Raw genomic sequence first — 14,099 nt, forward strand, 5'->3', positions numbered from 1 at the left:
CTCGCCGCAGGGTGCTAGTCTCACACGGCATTGTAGGGGACAACGCGAGGACAACATGGAAGCCGGCATGGTCACGCCTGCGCCGGCGCTGGTGCGCTTTTCCGGCATTCAGAAGACCTACGATGGCGAGCACCTCGTGGTGAAGAACCTCGATCTCGACATCAGGAAGGGCGAGTTCATCACCCTGCTCGGTCCATCGGGCTCGGGCAAGACGACCACGCTGATGATGCTGGCCGGCTTCGAGGTTCCGACCCATGGCGAGATCTACCTCGCCGACCGGCCGATCAAGAACGTGCCGCCGCACAGGCGCGACATCGGCATGGTGTTCCAGAACTACGCCCTGTTTCCGCACCTGACGATCGCGGAGAATATCGCCTTCCCGCTCTCCGTTCGCAACACGAGTAAGGCGGACGTGCAGGAGCGTGTCAACGCGGCGCTGCGCATGATCAAGATGGAAACCATGGCGCAGCGGCGGCCAGGGCAGCTGTCCGGCGGTCAGCAGCAGCGCGTCGCGCTGGCCCGCGCGCTGGTGTTCAACCCGCAACTCGTGCTGATGGACGAGCCCCTCGGCGCCCTCGACAAGCGCCTGCGGGAGCAGATGCAACTCGAGATCAAGCAGCTGCACGAGACGATGGGCATCACGGTCGTCTACGTCACCCACGATCAGAGCGAAGCGCTCACCATGTCGGACCGCATTGCTGTGTTCAACGACGGCATCGTGCAGCAGATCGACAGGCCCGACGCGCTGTACGAGCATCCGGTGAACAGCTTCGTCGCCCATTTCATCGGCGAGAACAATGTGCTGGCCGGCACCGTCGAGACGATCGACAAGGACTATTGCCGCGTCGCGCTGGCCGGCGGCGGCGCCGTCACCGCACGGGCGGTCAATGTCTCGGGCGCGGGCGCATCGACCTCGCTGTCGGTGCGGCCCGAGCGTGTCGCCATTGTTCCGGATGGCAGCGCCGGTGAAGGACCGAACCGGCTGCCGGCAAGAGTGCAGAACACCATCTATCTCGGCGACCACGCGCTGGCCGTGCTCGAGGTCGCCGGCAACGGGGAGTTCATGGTCAAGCTTCAACCGGGAGCGCATCACAGTCTTGCACCTGGCGAAGGCGTGTCCATCACCTTCCGGCCCGAGGATTGCCTCGCCCTCGATCCCGTATGATGCAACGATCAACAGAACGCAGATGAAGAAGGAACAACGACCATGCTGAAGCGCAAGATTGGCAAGATCGCTCTGGGTTTCGCCGCGGCACTGGGCGCCAGCGCTGCGCTGGCCACGGTCGCAGAGGCGCGCGACCTCACTGTCGTGTCGTGGGGCGGCGCGTACCAGGATGCCCAGAAGAAGGTCTATTTCGAGCCGTTCAAGAAGGCGTCCGGCGCGCCAATGAACGACGAGTCCTGGGACGGCGGCGTCGGCGTGTTGCGCGCCAAGGTGCAGGGAGGTGCCGCCACCTGGGACGTCGTCCAGGTCGAGAGCGACGAGCTCGCGGTCGGCTGCGAGGAAGGCCTGTTCGAGAAGCTGGACTATTCCAAAATTGGCGGCGAGGCCGCCTATATTCCGCCGTCGGTCAATCCTTGCGGCGTCGGTGCCATCCTCTACGATTTCGTTCTCGGCTACGACAAGGACAAGCTGAAGGAGGCCCCGAGCGGCTGGGCCGACTTCTTCGACACCAAGAAGATTCCCGGCAAGCGCGCCCTGCGTCAGGGCCCAAAGACCACGCTGGAGATTGCGCTGATGGCCGACGGCGTCGCGCCGAAGGACGTCTACAAGGTGCTGGCGACCGACGAGGGCGTCGATCGCGCTTTCAAGAAGCTCGACACCATCAAGGGCGACATCGTGTGGTGGAAGGCCGGCGCCCAGCCGCCGCAACTGCTCGCCTCCGGCGAGGTGGCGATGACCTCGGTCTACAATGGCCGCATCGACACCGCCAACAAGAACGAGAAGAAGAACTTTGGCATGGTATGGGACGGCGCGCTCTTTACGCTCGACAGCTGGGTCATCCTGAAGGGCAGCCCGAACAAGGACGCGGCCTACAAGTTCCTCGACTTCGCAGGCAAGGCGGAGAACCAGTCAAAACTGTCGGAGAACATTGCCTACGGCACTTCGAACAAGGACGCCGCCGGCCGGCTCGCGCCCGCCGTCCTGAAGGATCTGCCGACAGCGCCTGACAACATCAAGAACGCGGTCGAGATCAACGTGGCCTTCTGGCTCGAGAACATCGACCGCCTGACCGAGCGCTTCAACAAATGGGCCGCGAAGTAGCAAGCGACAGCACCGGCGTGCGACACAGGCGGAGGGAAAAACGTGGCGGATAGCTCGCCCGCGGCGCATCCTTCGAGACGCCCGCCTACGGCGGGCCCTCAGGATGAGGTCTGAGTCTGTGGCAGCGACCTTACAGACACCGATGTCGAGGAGCCTCATCCTGAGGAGACCGCGAAGCGGTCGTCTCGAAGGACGAGGCGCGCGCTCAGACCGCCCCGAAATGGCGAGGGACGTCCGGTCAAAGAGGTTCGCGCGATGACAGCGGCGTCCCTGACCGAGACCGAGGTCCCGCTCAAGCGCCGATTGAGGCGGGCGGAGCGGACACGCCAGGTCAAGGCATTGGCGCTCGTCCTGCCGCTTCTCGTCTTCCTGCTCTTCACCTTCGCAGGCCCGATCGCCGGCATGCTCTGGCGCGCGGTCGATGACAGGGAGGTGCGCCAGGTTCTGCCGCAAACGATCGCGGCTCTCGCCGATTGGGACGGCAAGGACCTGCCGGATGAAAAGGCCTATGCGGCACTGGCAAACGACATCCTGGCGGCGCGCGCTGCCGGCACCATCGCGATCGCCGCCAAGCGGCTCAACTACGCGCTGAACGGTTTTCGCACGATCCTGACCGGCACGGCACGCAATCTGAAGGCGGCTCCGGAGCCCAGCACTGCGAAGGAGACGCTGGGCAAGATCAATCCGGCCTGGCGCGAACGCACCACCTGGACGACGATCAAGGACGCCGGCGGCCCTGTCACCGGCTTCTACCTTCTCGCCGCGCTCGACCTGACGCGGAACGCGGACGGCGCCATCGTCGCAGCCCCGCCGGACCAGGCCATCTACCGCGACATCTTCGCCCGCACCTTCCTCATCAGCCTCGGTGTCACCGCACTCTCCCTGATCCTCGGCTTTCCGGTCGCCTATCTGCTGGCGACGCTGCCGCCCGGTCGGTCGAACCTGCTGATGATCTTCGTCCTGCTGCCGTTCTGGACGTCGCTTCTGGTCCGCACCTGCGCCTGGATCGTACTGTTGCAGAGCAAGGGCGTCGTGAACGACAGCCTGCACTGGCTCGGCATCATCGACGAGCCGCTGCGCCTGATCTACAACCGTTTCGGTGTCTGCGTGGCCATGACCCACGTGCTCCTGCCGTTCATGATCCTGCCGCTGTACAGCAGCATGAAGGCGATCTCGCCCGCCTACATGCGGGCCGCCGCCTCGCTTGGCGCGCCACCGCTCACCGCCTTCCTGCGCATCTACCTGCCGCAAACGCTGCCCGGCATCGGCGCGGGAAGCCTGCTCGTCTTCATCCTGGCGCTCGGCTACTACATCACACCAGCACTCGTCGGCGGCGCCGCCGACCAGATGATCAGCTACTTCATCGCGCTCTACACGACCGAGACGGCCAATTGGGGCCTCGCCTCGGCGTTGGGTGCGGTGCTGCTGCTGGCGACCATTCTGCTCGCCCTCGTCTACGGCAAGCTGGTGCAGGGCCAGCAGGTCACCGGAGGGATGAAGAATTGAGCGACAATTCTCCCCTCCGCACGCCCAGCCAGCGCATCGCGTGGGCCGCGACCATCGTCATCTCCACGCTGGTGTTCGTCTTCCTGATCGCGCCGATCCTTGCGATCATGCCGCTGTCCTTCAGCTCGGGCTCGTACCTGACCTATCCGCTGCCGGGACTTTCCTTGCGCTGGTACGACGACTTCATCAATTCGCCGCGCTGGATGAATTCGCTGAAGAACAGCATGATCATCGGCATAGCCTCGACGCTGCTGTCCATGGTCTTGGGCACGCTGGCCGCGCTGGGGCTGGCGCAGTGGAAGAGCCGATTCAAGCCGCTGGTGCTGGCTTTCGTGCTGTCGCCGGTCGTCGTGCCCGGCGTCATCACCGCGGTGGGCCTGTATTTCTTCTTCGCGCCGATTGGCCTTACCGGTAGCTATCTCGGCCTGATCCTGGCCCACACCGCGCTGGCGACGCCCTTCGTGGTGATCACGGTCGGCGCGACCCTGCAGAGCTTCGACACCAATCTGACGCGCGCCGCCGCCTCGCTCGGCGCCTCGCCGCTTCAAGCGTTCCGGCGCGTGATCCTGCCGCTGATCCTGCCGGGCCTGGCGTCAGGTGCGCTGTTCGCCTTCGCAACCAGCTTCGACGAGGTGGTGATCGTGCTGTTCATGGCCGGTCCCGAGCAGCGCACCCTGCCGCGCGAAATGTTCAGCGGCATCCGCGAGAACATCAGCCCGACCATCACGGCAGCGGCGGTGATCCTGACGACGGTGTCGGTCATCCTCCTCGCGACGCTGGAAGGGCTGCGCCGGCGCAACGAACGGCTCAAGAGCGGCAGCGGTTGATACTTCTCCCTCTCCCCGCCTGCGGAGAGAGGGTCGGGTGAGGGGGAGCCTCCGCGAGGACGGTGAGAGTGGGACTCGCGGAGTGCGCCCCTCACCCGGAATGCATCTTCGATGCATTCCGGCCTCTCCCCGCAAGCGGGGAGAGGCGAAGGGAACACCGCCCGCCCCTTCTGATTTTGCATTCCGCTATGGCGCGCGCCGCTTAGCTGCCGCGACGGATAGAAGCTAGAACAGTCCCCGCAACAACGCCCGAACAACAACACTCAGGGAGAAAACAACATGCAAAAACTCATCGCCGCCGTCGCGGCCGGTCTCGCGCTCGCCGCAACCTCCGGCGCCGCGCGGGCGCAGATTTCCGACGATGTCGTCAAGATTGGCGTGCTCACGGACATGTCGAGCCTTTATGCGGACGCGACCGGCAAGGGCTCGCTCGCCGCCGTCGAGATGGCGGTGGCCGATTACGGCGCCAAGGTCGCGGGCAAGCCGGTTCAGGTGGTCGCCGCCGATCACCAGAACAAGCCCGACGTCGGCGTCAACATCGCCCGCAACTGGTACGACAACGACAAGGTCGATGCGATCTTCGACGTGCCGACGTCGTCGGTGGCGCTGCCGATCTCGGCGCTGACGCGCGAGAAGAACAGGATCAACATCAATTCGGGCGGCGGCTCCTCCGACATCACGGGCCCCGCATGCTCACCCAATACCGTGCACTGGACCTACGACACCTACGCGCTGTCCAACGTCGCCGGCAAGGCGATGGTGAAGCGCGGCGAGGACACCTGGTTCTTCGTCACCGCCGACTACGCCTTCGGCATGGCGCTGCAGCGCGACGCCGCCAACGTGGTCAAGGAGAGCGGCGGCAAGGTGCTCGGCGAGGTCCGTCATCCCCTCAATTCGTCGGACTTCTCTTCGTTCCTGCTGCAGGCCCAGGCCTCCAAGGCCAAGGTGGTCGCGCTGGCCAACGCCGGCGGCGACACCACCAACGCGCTGAAGCAGGCCGCCGAGTTCGGCCTGACCCAAGGCGGCCAGAAGATGATCGCGCTGCTGCAGGAGATCACCGACACGCACTCGCTCGGCATCAAGGCGACACAGGGCCTGATCGTCACCGATGCCTTCTACTGGGATATGAACGAGGAAACGCGCGCCTTCTCCAAGCGCTTCAACGAGAAGGTCGGCCACATGCCGACCATGATCCAGGCCGGCCTCTATTCGGCGACCATGCACTATCTGAAGGCGATCGAGGCCATCAAGACCGACGAGGCGCCGAAGGTGATGGAGCAGATGCGCAAGACGCCGGTCAACGACTTCTTCGCCAAGAACGGCAAGATCCGCATCGACGGCCGCATGGTCCACGACATGTATCTGTTCGAGGTGAAGAAGCCCGAGGAGTCCAAGGGCGAGTGGGACCTCTACAAGCTGATCGCCACCGTGCCCGGCGACGAGGCGTTCCGTCCGCTCGACAAGGGCGGCTGCCCGCTGGTGACGCACTGACAGTCTTCTCCCTCTCCCCGCTTGCGGGGAGAGGGAGCCCCACTCAAGGCGGGGCTTCGCAAACGAAGAAGAATGGCGGGTAGCGCGCCCGCAGCGCATCCTTCGAGACGCCCGCCGATGGCGGGCCCTCAGGATGAGGGCGGAGTGCGCGGCAGCAATTTCAACGAGGCCGATGCTGCTTAGCCTCATCCTGAGGAGACCGCGAAGCGGTCGTCTCGAAGGACGAGGCGCTTGCTCAGGCCGCCATCTGCGATAGCTCCACCGTTCGAGGGGAGAGGTGAAAAACGACACGACAGCGCGCCCGGTGAAAACCAGGCGCGCTTCGTTCAGCCGACTAGAAGCCCGTTACTCCGCGTACTTGAACTCGGGCATGTTCTTCAGCTCGTCCTTGCTCGCATTGAACACGGCGTGGTCCGGATACCACTTCGACGTGGACGACGTCGTGGTCGCCGCAGGCTTGTCGGTACCGGTCGCAGCGCCCGTCGTCGTGGTCGCGGCGGGCTTGGCGCCCGGGTTCGTGGCGGCGCCGGTATAGGCCACGGCCTCATTGACGAACTTCAGCTTCTCATAGGGCACCGCAACCAGATGCTCGCCCATGCCGAGGAAGCCGCCAACGCCGATCACGGCGATCTTGATGTTGCCGCTCTTGTCCATCAGCAGCTCGTTGATCGAGCCGATGTTCTCGTTGGCGTCGTTGTAGACCTTCAGGCCCGACATTTTCGACGTCCGCCACTCGCCCGAAGCGGTCGTGGCCGTCGTTGTCGCGGTGGCTGCAGGCGCTGCCTTGTCGGTGGTGGCCGTCGGGTTCTGCGCGAACGCGGCGGTCGCAAGCAGTGCAGTGCCGGCGAGGCCGGCGACGATCGATTTCGTCAGCATGTTGTCCTCTCCTTCAACAAAAAGCTCGTGTGGAGAAAACAGCGCTGAACATCAGCAGTTCCGAGCGCGCGGCAATTTCGTCGCGCGATACGCGAGAAGGACTCGCTGGACGAATGTTCCTGCGTCACCCAGGAACATTTTGCGGCGCACCGTTCCCCGCCGGCGATCATGCGCCCTGGGTGAAGCACGATCGCGGCGGGGAACGTGCCGACCCGCGTCGCTCGGGGTCAGCTCTTGAAGTCGATCAGGAGCGCGGAGAAATTCGAGCTGCTCGATGAGCTGCCGTTGGCGCCGTAGGACGAGCTCGACGATTGCGATTGCTGCAGCGCCTGCAGAAACTGCTGGAGGATCTCGGCCGTGGTCTGGTCGGTCGAGCTGCTGCTCGTCGAGTCCGTCGACGACGAATCCGAGGAGCCGTCGTCCGGCGGCGGGCCGGGCGGCGGTCCACCGGCACCGTCGGGACCGTTCGCGAAGGCGGACTGAAAGACGTTCTTCAACTCCTCGGCCTGGTCCGAGGTCAGCGTCCCGTTCGACACTTCGCTGGAAATGAGTTCGTCGATCTTCGACTGCATGTCCTCCTTGGAGGGACGCGTGCCGCTCGACTGGTCGCTCGACCGGCTCTGCTGGAGCGCGGTGTCGATGTCGGTCAGCGCCGTCGAGAGCGCGGACTGGTCCGACGACGAGATCGTGCCGGCGGAAACTTCCGATTGCAATTCCTGCTGCAGCCGCTGCAAGGGCGACTGGTAGCTGCCGGCGGATGCCGCCGAAATCGAAGTCATGATGGCTCCGTGGATTTTGCGGGGTTTCTTGTGTGACCGCGCCACGGTATGGTTAACGGCCTTAACGATACCTTGCCGCTTCCCTGCCCGGGCATGTCGCCATGTTGCGGAAAGGGCTACGGAAACAATCTGAAACAAAAATCTTCGCCATTTGGCCCGAATCTTGGACAAACAAAGCGCATGGCCATTCCCAATCCCAACATCCTGGTCGTCGAAGACGACCGCGAAACCCGGACGTTGATTGCGAAGTACCTGCGCAACAACGCCTGCAACGTCACCGCCGTGAGCGACGGCCGCGAGATGTCGCGCGCCATGGCCGACCACCGCGTCGACCTCATCATCCTCGACGTCATGCTGCCGGGCGAGGACGGCCTCAGCCTGTGCCGCAAGGTGCGCTCGGAGACGCAGACGCCGATCATCATGCTGACCGCGCGCGGCGAGGACGTCGACCGCATCGTCGGCCTCGAGATGGGCGCGGACGACTATCTGCCGAAACCCTTCAACCCGCGCGAGCTGCTCGCCCGCATCAACGCGGTGCTGCGCCGCCAGGCGGCCGCGCAGGCGGCAAGCTCGATCGAGGGCGCGAGCACGCTCGCCTTCGAGGGCTGGCGCATCGATTTGCGCCTGCGCGAGCTGCGCAATCCGGAAGGTGCGCGCGTCGCGGTGACCAGCGCCGAGTTCGATCTGCTCCGCACCTTCTGCGAGCGGCCCGGCCGCGTGCTGTCGCGCGACAGCCTGCTCGACCTCACCCAAGGGCGCAACACCGGCTCGTTCGAGCGCTCCATCGACGTGCTGGTCAGCCGCATCCGCCGCAAGATCGAGCCCAATCCGGCCGATCCCACCATCATCAAGACGGTGCGCTCCGGCGGCTATCTGTTCACGCCCAGAACTGAAGTAGCAAGCACGGAAGCGGTCGCGCCATCCCTGAGCAGCTGAGGGAACGGCCGTCATGACGCCGTTCCGCTTCTTCCACCTCAAGAGCATCGGCGGACAGATCGCCGCGCTGGTGGTGGCCTCGATCGTCGCGCTGCATCTGATCCTCACCGTGAGCTTCCTGGTAAGCCGGCCGGATCGCGCCGATCCGCCGCCCGACAGCGCGCATCAGCTCGCGGACGCAGCCCTGCTGCTCAACGGCGCGGAGGCGGGCGAGCGGCCGCGGATCCTCGCCGATATCGCCCGTGCGTTTCCGAAGGCCGGAATCGAGCTGCTCGCGCCCGGTACGGTTGCCGCCGGCGGCGACCGCGAGGGCCCGCAGCTGCACAATGTGCGCCGGCATCTCGGCCATCAGTACAAGGTGCTCGCGCTTGCGCCGCAGGGCGGCCCGCACCGGATCGCGGTCGAGCTGCCCGACGGCACCATGGTTGCCGGCCGCGTTGAGCCGTCGCCGCACGGATCGCGGTTCTGGGGCGGGCCGTGGATGATGACGCTGCTGTTCGTGCTGATCAGCGTCACCACGCTCGGTCTCTGGGCCTCCTACGCGCTGGCTGCGCCGCTGTCCTCCTTCGCCAAGGCCGCGGAGAATTTCAGCCTGGACGGCGAGGCCGATCCGCTGCCCGAGCGCGGGCCTGAAGAGATCCGCTCGGTGGCGCGCGCGCTCAACCGCATGCACGAGCGGATCGCGCGGCTGATGTCGGATCGCACGCGGATGCTGGCCGCGATCAGCCATGATCTGCGCACGCCGATCACGCGGCTGCGCCTGCGCGCCGAGTTCATCGAGGACGAGGGCAACCGCAAGCGCATGCTGATGGATCTCGACCAGATGCGCTCGATGCTGGAATCCGTGCTGTCGCTGCTGCGCAACGACCGCAAGATCGAGGCGGTGACGCTGGTCGATATCGCCAGCACGCTGCAGCTCATTGCCGACCAGTTCGCCGACATGGGCCACGTCGTGCACTATGAGGGGCCCATATCGGCGACCGCCGCAGCGCGGCCCGACGATCTGCATCGCGGCGTCACCAATCTCGTCGAGAACGCGGTGCGCTTCGGCGCCGAGGTCACGATCCGCCTCGACATATCGGGCACCAAGCTCGTCATCGACGTCGAGGATGACGGCCCCGGCATTTCGGATGCGCGCAAGCAGGAGATGCTGGAGCCGTTCGTGCGCGGCGACGACGCGCGCACCATGGACGAGTCCACCGGCTTCGGCCTCGGCCTGTCGATCGCACGCGCGATCGCGATCGCCCATGGCGGCGAGCTGTCGCTGCACGATCGCGAGCCGCACGGGCTGATCGTGCGGATGCAATTGCCGGTGTGGCAGGAGCCGCGACTCGCGGCCTAGCGCATGATCCGGAAAAGTGTGTAGCGGTTTTCCGAAGAGATCATGCGCCCTTAAGCCAGCAATTCAGGCTGCGAGCGGCGGATGCTCGATCGCGTGCTCATCGAAGATCGCCACCGCCTCGAAGCGGTAGCCGCAGGCCTGGCACGTCCAGAGATAGGATACGCGGCCTTCGCCCGGTTCGATCCAGTCCGGGAACGGGATCGGTGTGCCACATTGTGCGCACGGGTTCTGCATGGGGATGTCGTCGATGTGTGCTCTGCTCATTGACGTCCTCCCGAGTTGCCGTTTCTTGACGAGCAGTTTTTGAGCGAATGCACGAATGGACAGACCCGCTGTCGCGTAAGGCGCACCGCCAGCTCTAAACTTAACCCAAGTTTAAGTCGTAAAAGCGACGGGCCGGCGAAAATCGCCGTTGGTGACATTTCGCCACATCATCGCCGTGTTCCCGCGGCCTAACGCGCAAGGGTGCAGGTCCGTTCTGCCGAGGAATATTTCGATGAAAATTTTGCGTATTGCCGCGCTTGCCGCGGCGGGACTGATGATCACGCCGGTCGCATTCGCGGGCGAAGCCGAGTATGCCGAGATGGTCGCGATGCATGCCCGCGCCAACGGCGTGCCGGAAGCGCTGGTGCATCGCGTCATCATGCGCGAAAGCCGCTATCAGCCCGGCCTCGTCGGCCGTGGCGGCACCATCGGCCTGATGCAGATCAAGCTCGCGACCGCGCGCGGCGTCGGCTACACCGGCGATGCCGCCGGGCTGCGCGATCCCAACACCAACCTCACCTATGCGGTGAAGTACCTCGCCGGCGCCTATCGCGCCGCCAATGGCGACCACGCACGAGCTGTGCGTTATTTCGCGGGCGGCTATTACTACGTTGCAAAGCGGCAGCGCCAGGAGATGGTGCAGCAGGCGAGCAACGAGACCTGGCTCGAGCCGAACGGCAATCCGCAGCCGATGTTCGGCACCGCCCCGCACAGGAAGCTGGCGCAAGGCGTCCGCAACGCGCGGGCGCAGGTTCCGCACTAACCGCTGTCATTCCGAGGCAGTCTGCATGACTGACCCCGGAATCTCGAGATTCCGGGTCTGGTGCTTCGCACCATCCCGGAATGACTGCCCTGTGGCTGACGCGTTGACCACCCCGCCTCCCTGGCATACATTAGACCCGTTCCGAGGGGTGCTCCGAGGAGGAGCTGAGATACCGCTAAATGGGCAATACCGCCCAGGACCGCGGTGACCCTTTGAACCTGATCCGGGTCATGCCGGCGAAGGGACAGGGATGTTGCAGACCACCAAGCGACCGGATTCCCCGGTATCCATCATCGGCGCAGGCATTGCCGGCGCCTGGCAGGCGCTTTTGTTCGCGCAGGCCGGCCACACCGTGACGCTACACGAGCGCGGTGACGCCGCCATGACCGACGCCACCAGCCATTGGGCCGGCGGCATGCTGGCGCCCTATTGCGAGGCGGAGGTCGCCGAACCCATCATCTCCAGGCTCGGCCTGCGCTCCCTCGACATCTGGCGGCGCGAGCTGCCCGACACCCCCTTCAACGGCTCGCTCGTCGTCGCCCATCCGCGCGAGCGCAACGATTTCGAGCGCTTTGCCCGGATGACCGAAGGCCATCGCCGCCTCGATGCAGCAAGCTTGGCCGAGCTCGAGCCGTCGCTCGAAGGCCGCTTCCGCGATGCGCTGTTCTTCCCGACCGAGGGCCATGTCGAGCCGCGCCGCGTGCTGCCGAAGCTGCACGAGCGCATCAAGGCTGCCGGCGGCACCATCAAGTTCGACAGCGACGTCACCGCAAAAGATCTCGCAAACCTCAATCCTAAAGGCATCGTGATCGACTGCCGCGGCCTTTCCGCACGCGAGGAGCAGCCGGACTTGCGCGGCGTCAAGGGCGAGATGATCCTGATCGAGACCAGCGAGGTGCAGCTGTCACGTCCCGTGCGACTGATCCATCCGCGCTGGCCGCTCTACGTGATCCCGCGCGAGCAGAACCTGTTCATGCTGGGCGCGACCTCGATCGAGGCCGAGGACACCGGCGTCAGCGTCCGCTCCGCGCTGGAGCTGCTCGGCGCGGCCTACGCCGTGCATCCCGCTTTCGGCGAAGCCCGCATCGTCGAATTCGGCTCCGGCCTTCGCCCCGCCTACCCCGACAATTTGCCGCGCATCGGCATTCGCGGCGAGACCATCGCCGTCAACGGCCTCTACCGCCACGGCTTCCTGATCGCGCCGGCGCTCGCCGAGCTGACGCTCGCCTATGTCCAGCGCGGCCAGATCGACAATGAGGTGATGCAATGCGCGTGATCGTCAACGGCGAGCAACGCGAGATCAGCTCGGCCAGCGTCGATGCGCTGCTCACCGAGCTCGACTACGAGGGCACCCATTTCGCCATCGCGCTGAACTACGACGTCGTGCCGAAAAGCCGTTGGGCCGAGACGAGCCTGAAGGCCGGCGACGAGATCGAGATCATCACGCCGCGGCAGGGAGGGTGAGGAGATGAATACCGCCACAAACTCCGCCGTCATCCTGAGGTGCGAGCCGCCTTCGGCTCGCCTCGAAGGATGGCCGCAAGCGGCGCTGTCATCCTTCGAGGCGCGCAAGTGCGCGCACCTCAGGATGACGGCCTGTGCAAGTCGCCTGCAAGGAAATTGAAGCCATGGTGACCTTCTACGGCAAATCCTTCCCCTCCCGCCTCCTCATCGGCAGCGCGCTCTATCCGTCGCCGGCGATCATGCAGGAGGCGATCCGCGCGTCCGGCTCGAACATCGTCACGGTGTCGCTGCGGCGCGAATCCGCCGGCGGCAAGACCGGGGACGCGTTCTGGAAGCTGATCCGCGAGCTCGACGTCGCCGTGCTGCCGAACACCGCCGGCTGCCGCACCGTGCGCGAGGCCGTGACCACGGCAAAACTCGCGCGCGAGCTGTTCGGGACGTCCTGGATCAAGCTCGAAGTGATCGCCGACAACGACACGCTGCAGCCCGACGTCGTCGGCCTCGTCGAAGCCGCGACCATCCTGGTCAAGGACGGCTTTGAGGTGTTCCCCTATTGCACCGAGGACCTCTCGGTCGCCAACCGCCTGGTCGACGCCGGCTGCAAGGTGGTGATGCCGTGGGCGGCTCCCATCGGCAGCGCCAAAGGCATCACCAACCGCGATGCGCTCAAGCTGCTGCGCGAGCGGCTGCCCGATATCACGCTGGTGGTCGACGCCGGCATCGGCGCGCCCTCCCACGCGGCGCAGGCGCTCGAGCTCGGCTATGACGCCGTGCTGCTCAACACCGCCATTGCCAAGGCCGCCGATCCCGTCGCCATGGCGAATGCCTTCCGCCTCGGCTGTGATGCCGGCCGCACCGCCTACGAAGCCGGGCTGATGAACGCCCGCGACTTCGCCTCCCCCTCCACCCCTGTCGTTGGGACCCCGTTCTGGCATGCCGTATCCTGATCGCTTCTATCCCGTCGTCGACAGCCTCAACTGGGTCGAACGGCTGACCAAGCTCGGCGTCGGCACCATCCAGCTGCGCACGAAGGAGCTCAACGACGCCGACGCGCTGCAGATCGTCACCGACGCGCTGGCGATCACGAAAGACACGCAAGCCAAGCTGGTCGTGAACGACTATTGGCGCGCCGCGATCGTCGCCGGCGCGAAATATCTGCATCTCGGCCAGGAGGATCTGGCGGATGCCGACCTCAAGGCCATCCGCGAGGCCGGCCTGCTCTTCGGCATCTCCACCCATGACGACGCCGAGCTTGCCACCGCGCTCGCGGCAAAGCCCGACTACGTCGCGCTCGGCCCGATCTTCTTCACCACGCTGAAGTCGATGCGGTTCGAACCGCAAGGCATTCCGAAGATCACGGAATGGAAGAAGCGCATCGGCAGCATCCCGCTGGTCGCGATCGGCGGCATCAAGTTCGAGCACGCCGCGGAGATTTTTGCGGCGGGCGCGGATTCCATCGCCGTCGTCAGCGACGTCACCCAGAACGCCGACCCCGATGCTCGCGTGCGGCAATGGCTCGGCGAGTCGAAGGAGGCGGCGTGATGCGCACGCTCTCACCCCACACGCCACTGTCATCGCCCGGCTT

15 protein-coding genes and 1 riboswitch are annotated in these 14,099 nt (G+C 65.4%); of the genes, 12 read left to right on the forward strand and 3 right to left on the reverse strand.

Going from position 1 to position 14,099, the window contains the following annotated elements:
* Positions 1-55: 55 nt before the first annotated feature.
* From XH79_RS40775 to XH79_RS40795, 5 genes are all read left to right on the forward strand, one after another.
* Positions 56-1,165, forward strand: a complete 1,110-nt coding sequence (locus tag XH79_RS40775; RefSeq protein WP_271585367.1) for an ABC transporter ATP-binding protein — start codon at positions 56-58, stop codon at positions 1,163-1,165.
* Positions 1,166-1,207: 42 nt separating this feature from the next.
* The gene (locus tag XH79_RS40780; RefSeq protein WP_271585368.1) at positions 1,208-2,266 is read left to right on the forward strand and encodes an ABC transporter substrate-binding protein; all 1,059 of its coding nucleotides are present in this window, start codon (positions 1,208-1,210) and stop codon (positions 2,264-2,266) included.
* A gap of 255 nt (positions 2,267-2,521) precedes the next feature.
* Positions 2,522-3,772, forward strand: coding sequence for an ABC transporter permease (locus XH79_RS40785; protein ID WP_271585369.1), 1,251 nt, complete (start codon positions 2,522-2,524; stop codon positions 3,770-3,772).
* Positions 3,769-4,599, forward strand: coding sequence for an ABC transporter permease (locus XH79_RS40790; RefSeq protein WP_271585370.1), 831 nt, complete (start codon positions 3,769-3,771; stop codon positions 4,597-4,599). Before XH79_RS40785 ends, XH79_RS40790 begins: the two co-directional genes overlap by 4 nt.
* Positions 4,600-4,878: 279 nt before the next feature.
* Positions 4,879-6,090, forward strand: a complete 1,212-nt coding sequence (locus tag XH79_RS40795; RefSeq protein ID WP_271585371.1) for an ABC transporter substrate-binding protein — start codon at positions 4,879-4,881, stop codon at positions 6,088-6,090.
* Positions 6,091-6,435: 345 nt separating this feature from the next.
* On the opposite strand, the gene XH79_RS40800 is transcribed toward XH79_RS40795, so the two are convergent.
* Both XH79_RS40800 and XH79_RS40805 read right to left on the reverse strand, forming a co-directional pair.
* Positions 6,436-6,966, reverse strand: coding sequence for a PRC-barrel domain-containing protein (locus tag XH79_RS40800; protein ID WP_212339708.1), 531 nt, complete (start codon positions 6,964-6,966; stop codon positions 6,436-6,438).
* A gap of 227 nt (positions 6,967-7,193) precedes the next feature.
* Positions 7,194-7,745, reverse strand: coding sequence for a hypothetical protein (locus XH79_RS40805; protein WP_271585372.1), 552 nt, complete (start codon positions 7,743-7,745; stop codon positions 7,194-7,196).
* Between the two features lie 180 nt (positions 7,746-7,925).
* On the opposite strand from XH79_RS40805, the gene XH79_RS40810 reads away from it, so the two are divergent.
* Both XH79_RS40810 and XH79_RS40815 read left to right on the forward strand, forming a co-directional pair.
* Complete coding sequence (locus XH79_RS40810; RefSeq protein ID WP_271585373.1) at positions 7,926-8,681, forward strand: response regulator; 756 nt, start codon at positions 7,926-7,928, stop codon at positions 8,679-8,681.
* A 13-nt stretch (positions 8,682-8,694) separates the two neighbouring features.
* The gene (locus tag XH79_RS40815; protein WP_271585374.1) at positions 8,695-10,023 is read left to right on the forward strand and encodes an ATP-binding protein; all 1,329 of its coding nucleotides are present in this window, start codon (positions 8,695-8,697) and stop codon (positions 10,021-10,023) included.
* Between the two features lie 63 nt (positions 10,024-10,086).
* Here XH79_RS40815 and XH79_RS40820 read toward each other — a convergent pair whose 3' ends face one another.
* Entirely contained in the window at positions 10,087-10,287 is a 201-nt protein-coding gene (locus tag XH79_RS40820) for a hypothetical protein (protein ID WP_212339712.1), read from the reverse strand.
* 232 nt (positions 10,288-10,519) lie between these two features.
* On the opposite strand from XH79_RS40820, the gene XH79_RS40825 reads away from it, so the two are divergent.
* The 5 genes from XH79_RS40825 to XH79_RS40845 all read left to right on the forward strand — a co-directional run bounded on the left by XH79_RS40825 (position 10,520) and on the right by XH79_RS40845 (position 14,056).
* Positions 10,520-11,050, forward strand: coding sequence for a lytic transglycosylase domain-containing protein (locus XH79_RS40825; protein ID WP_271585375.1), 531 nt, complete (start codon positions 10,520-10,522; stop codon positions 11,048-11,050).
* Between the two features lie 134 nt (positions 11,051-11,184).
* A riboswitch (TPP riboswitch) is annotated at positions 11,185-11,313 on the forward strand.
* Positions 11,301-12,326 carry an FAD-dependent oxidoreductase gene (locus tag XH79_RS40830; protein WP_271585376.1) on the forward strand — a complete coding sequence of 342 codons (1,026 nt, stop codon included), beginning with the start codon at positions 11,301-11,303 and terminating at the stop codon, positions 12,324-12,326. It overlaps the preceding riboswitch by 13 nt.
* Positions 12,317-12,514 (forward strand): sulfur carrier protein ThiS, encoded by a 198-nt coding sequence (gene thiS / locus XH79_RS40835; protein WP_271585377.1) that lies wholly within the window; start codon positions 12,317-12,319, stop codon positions 12,512-12,514. Before XH79_RS40830 ends, thiS begins: the two co-directional genes overlap by 10 nt.
* 164 nt (positions 12,515-12,678) lie before the next feature.
* Entirely contained in the window at positions 12,679-13,461 is a 783-nt protein-coding gene (locus tag XH79_RS40840; RefSeq protein ID WP_271585378.1) for a thiazole synthase, read from the forward strand.
* Entirely contained in the window at positions 13,448-14,056 is a 609-nt protein-coding gene (locus tag XH79_RS40845) for a thiamine phosphate synthase (RefSeq protein ID WP_271585379.1), read from the forward strand. The genes XH79_RS40840 and XH79_RS40845 overlap by 14 nt, the downstream gene beginning before the upstream one ends.
* Positions 14,057-14,099 lie beyond the last annotated feature (43 nt).

The organism is Bradyrhizobium sp. CCBAU 45389 (assembly GCF_028128625.1).
In the GTDB taxonomy this organism is placed as follows: Bacteria; Pseudomonadota; Alphaproteobacteria; order Rhizobiales; family Xanthobacteraceae; genus Bradyrhizobium; species Bradyrhizobium liaoningense_B.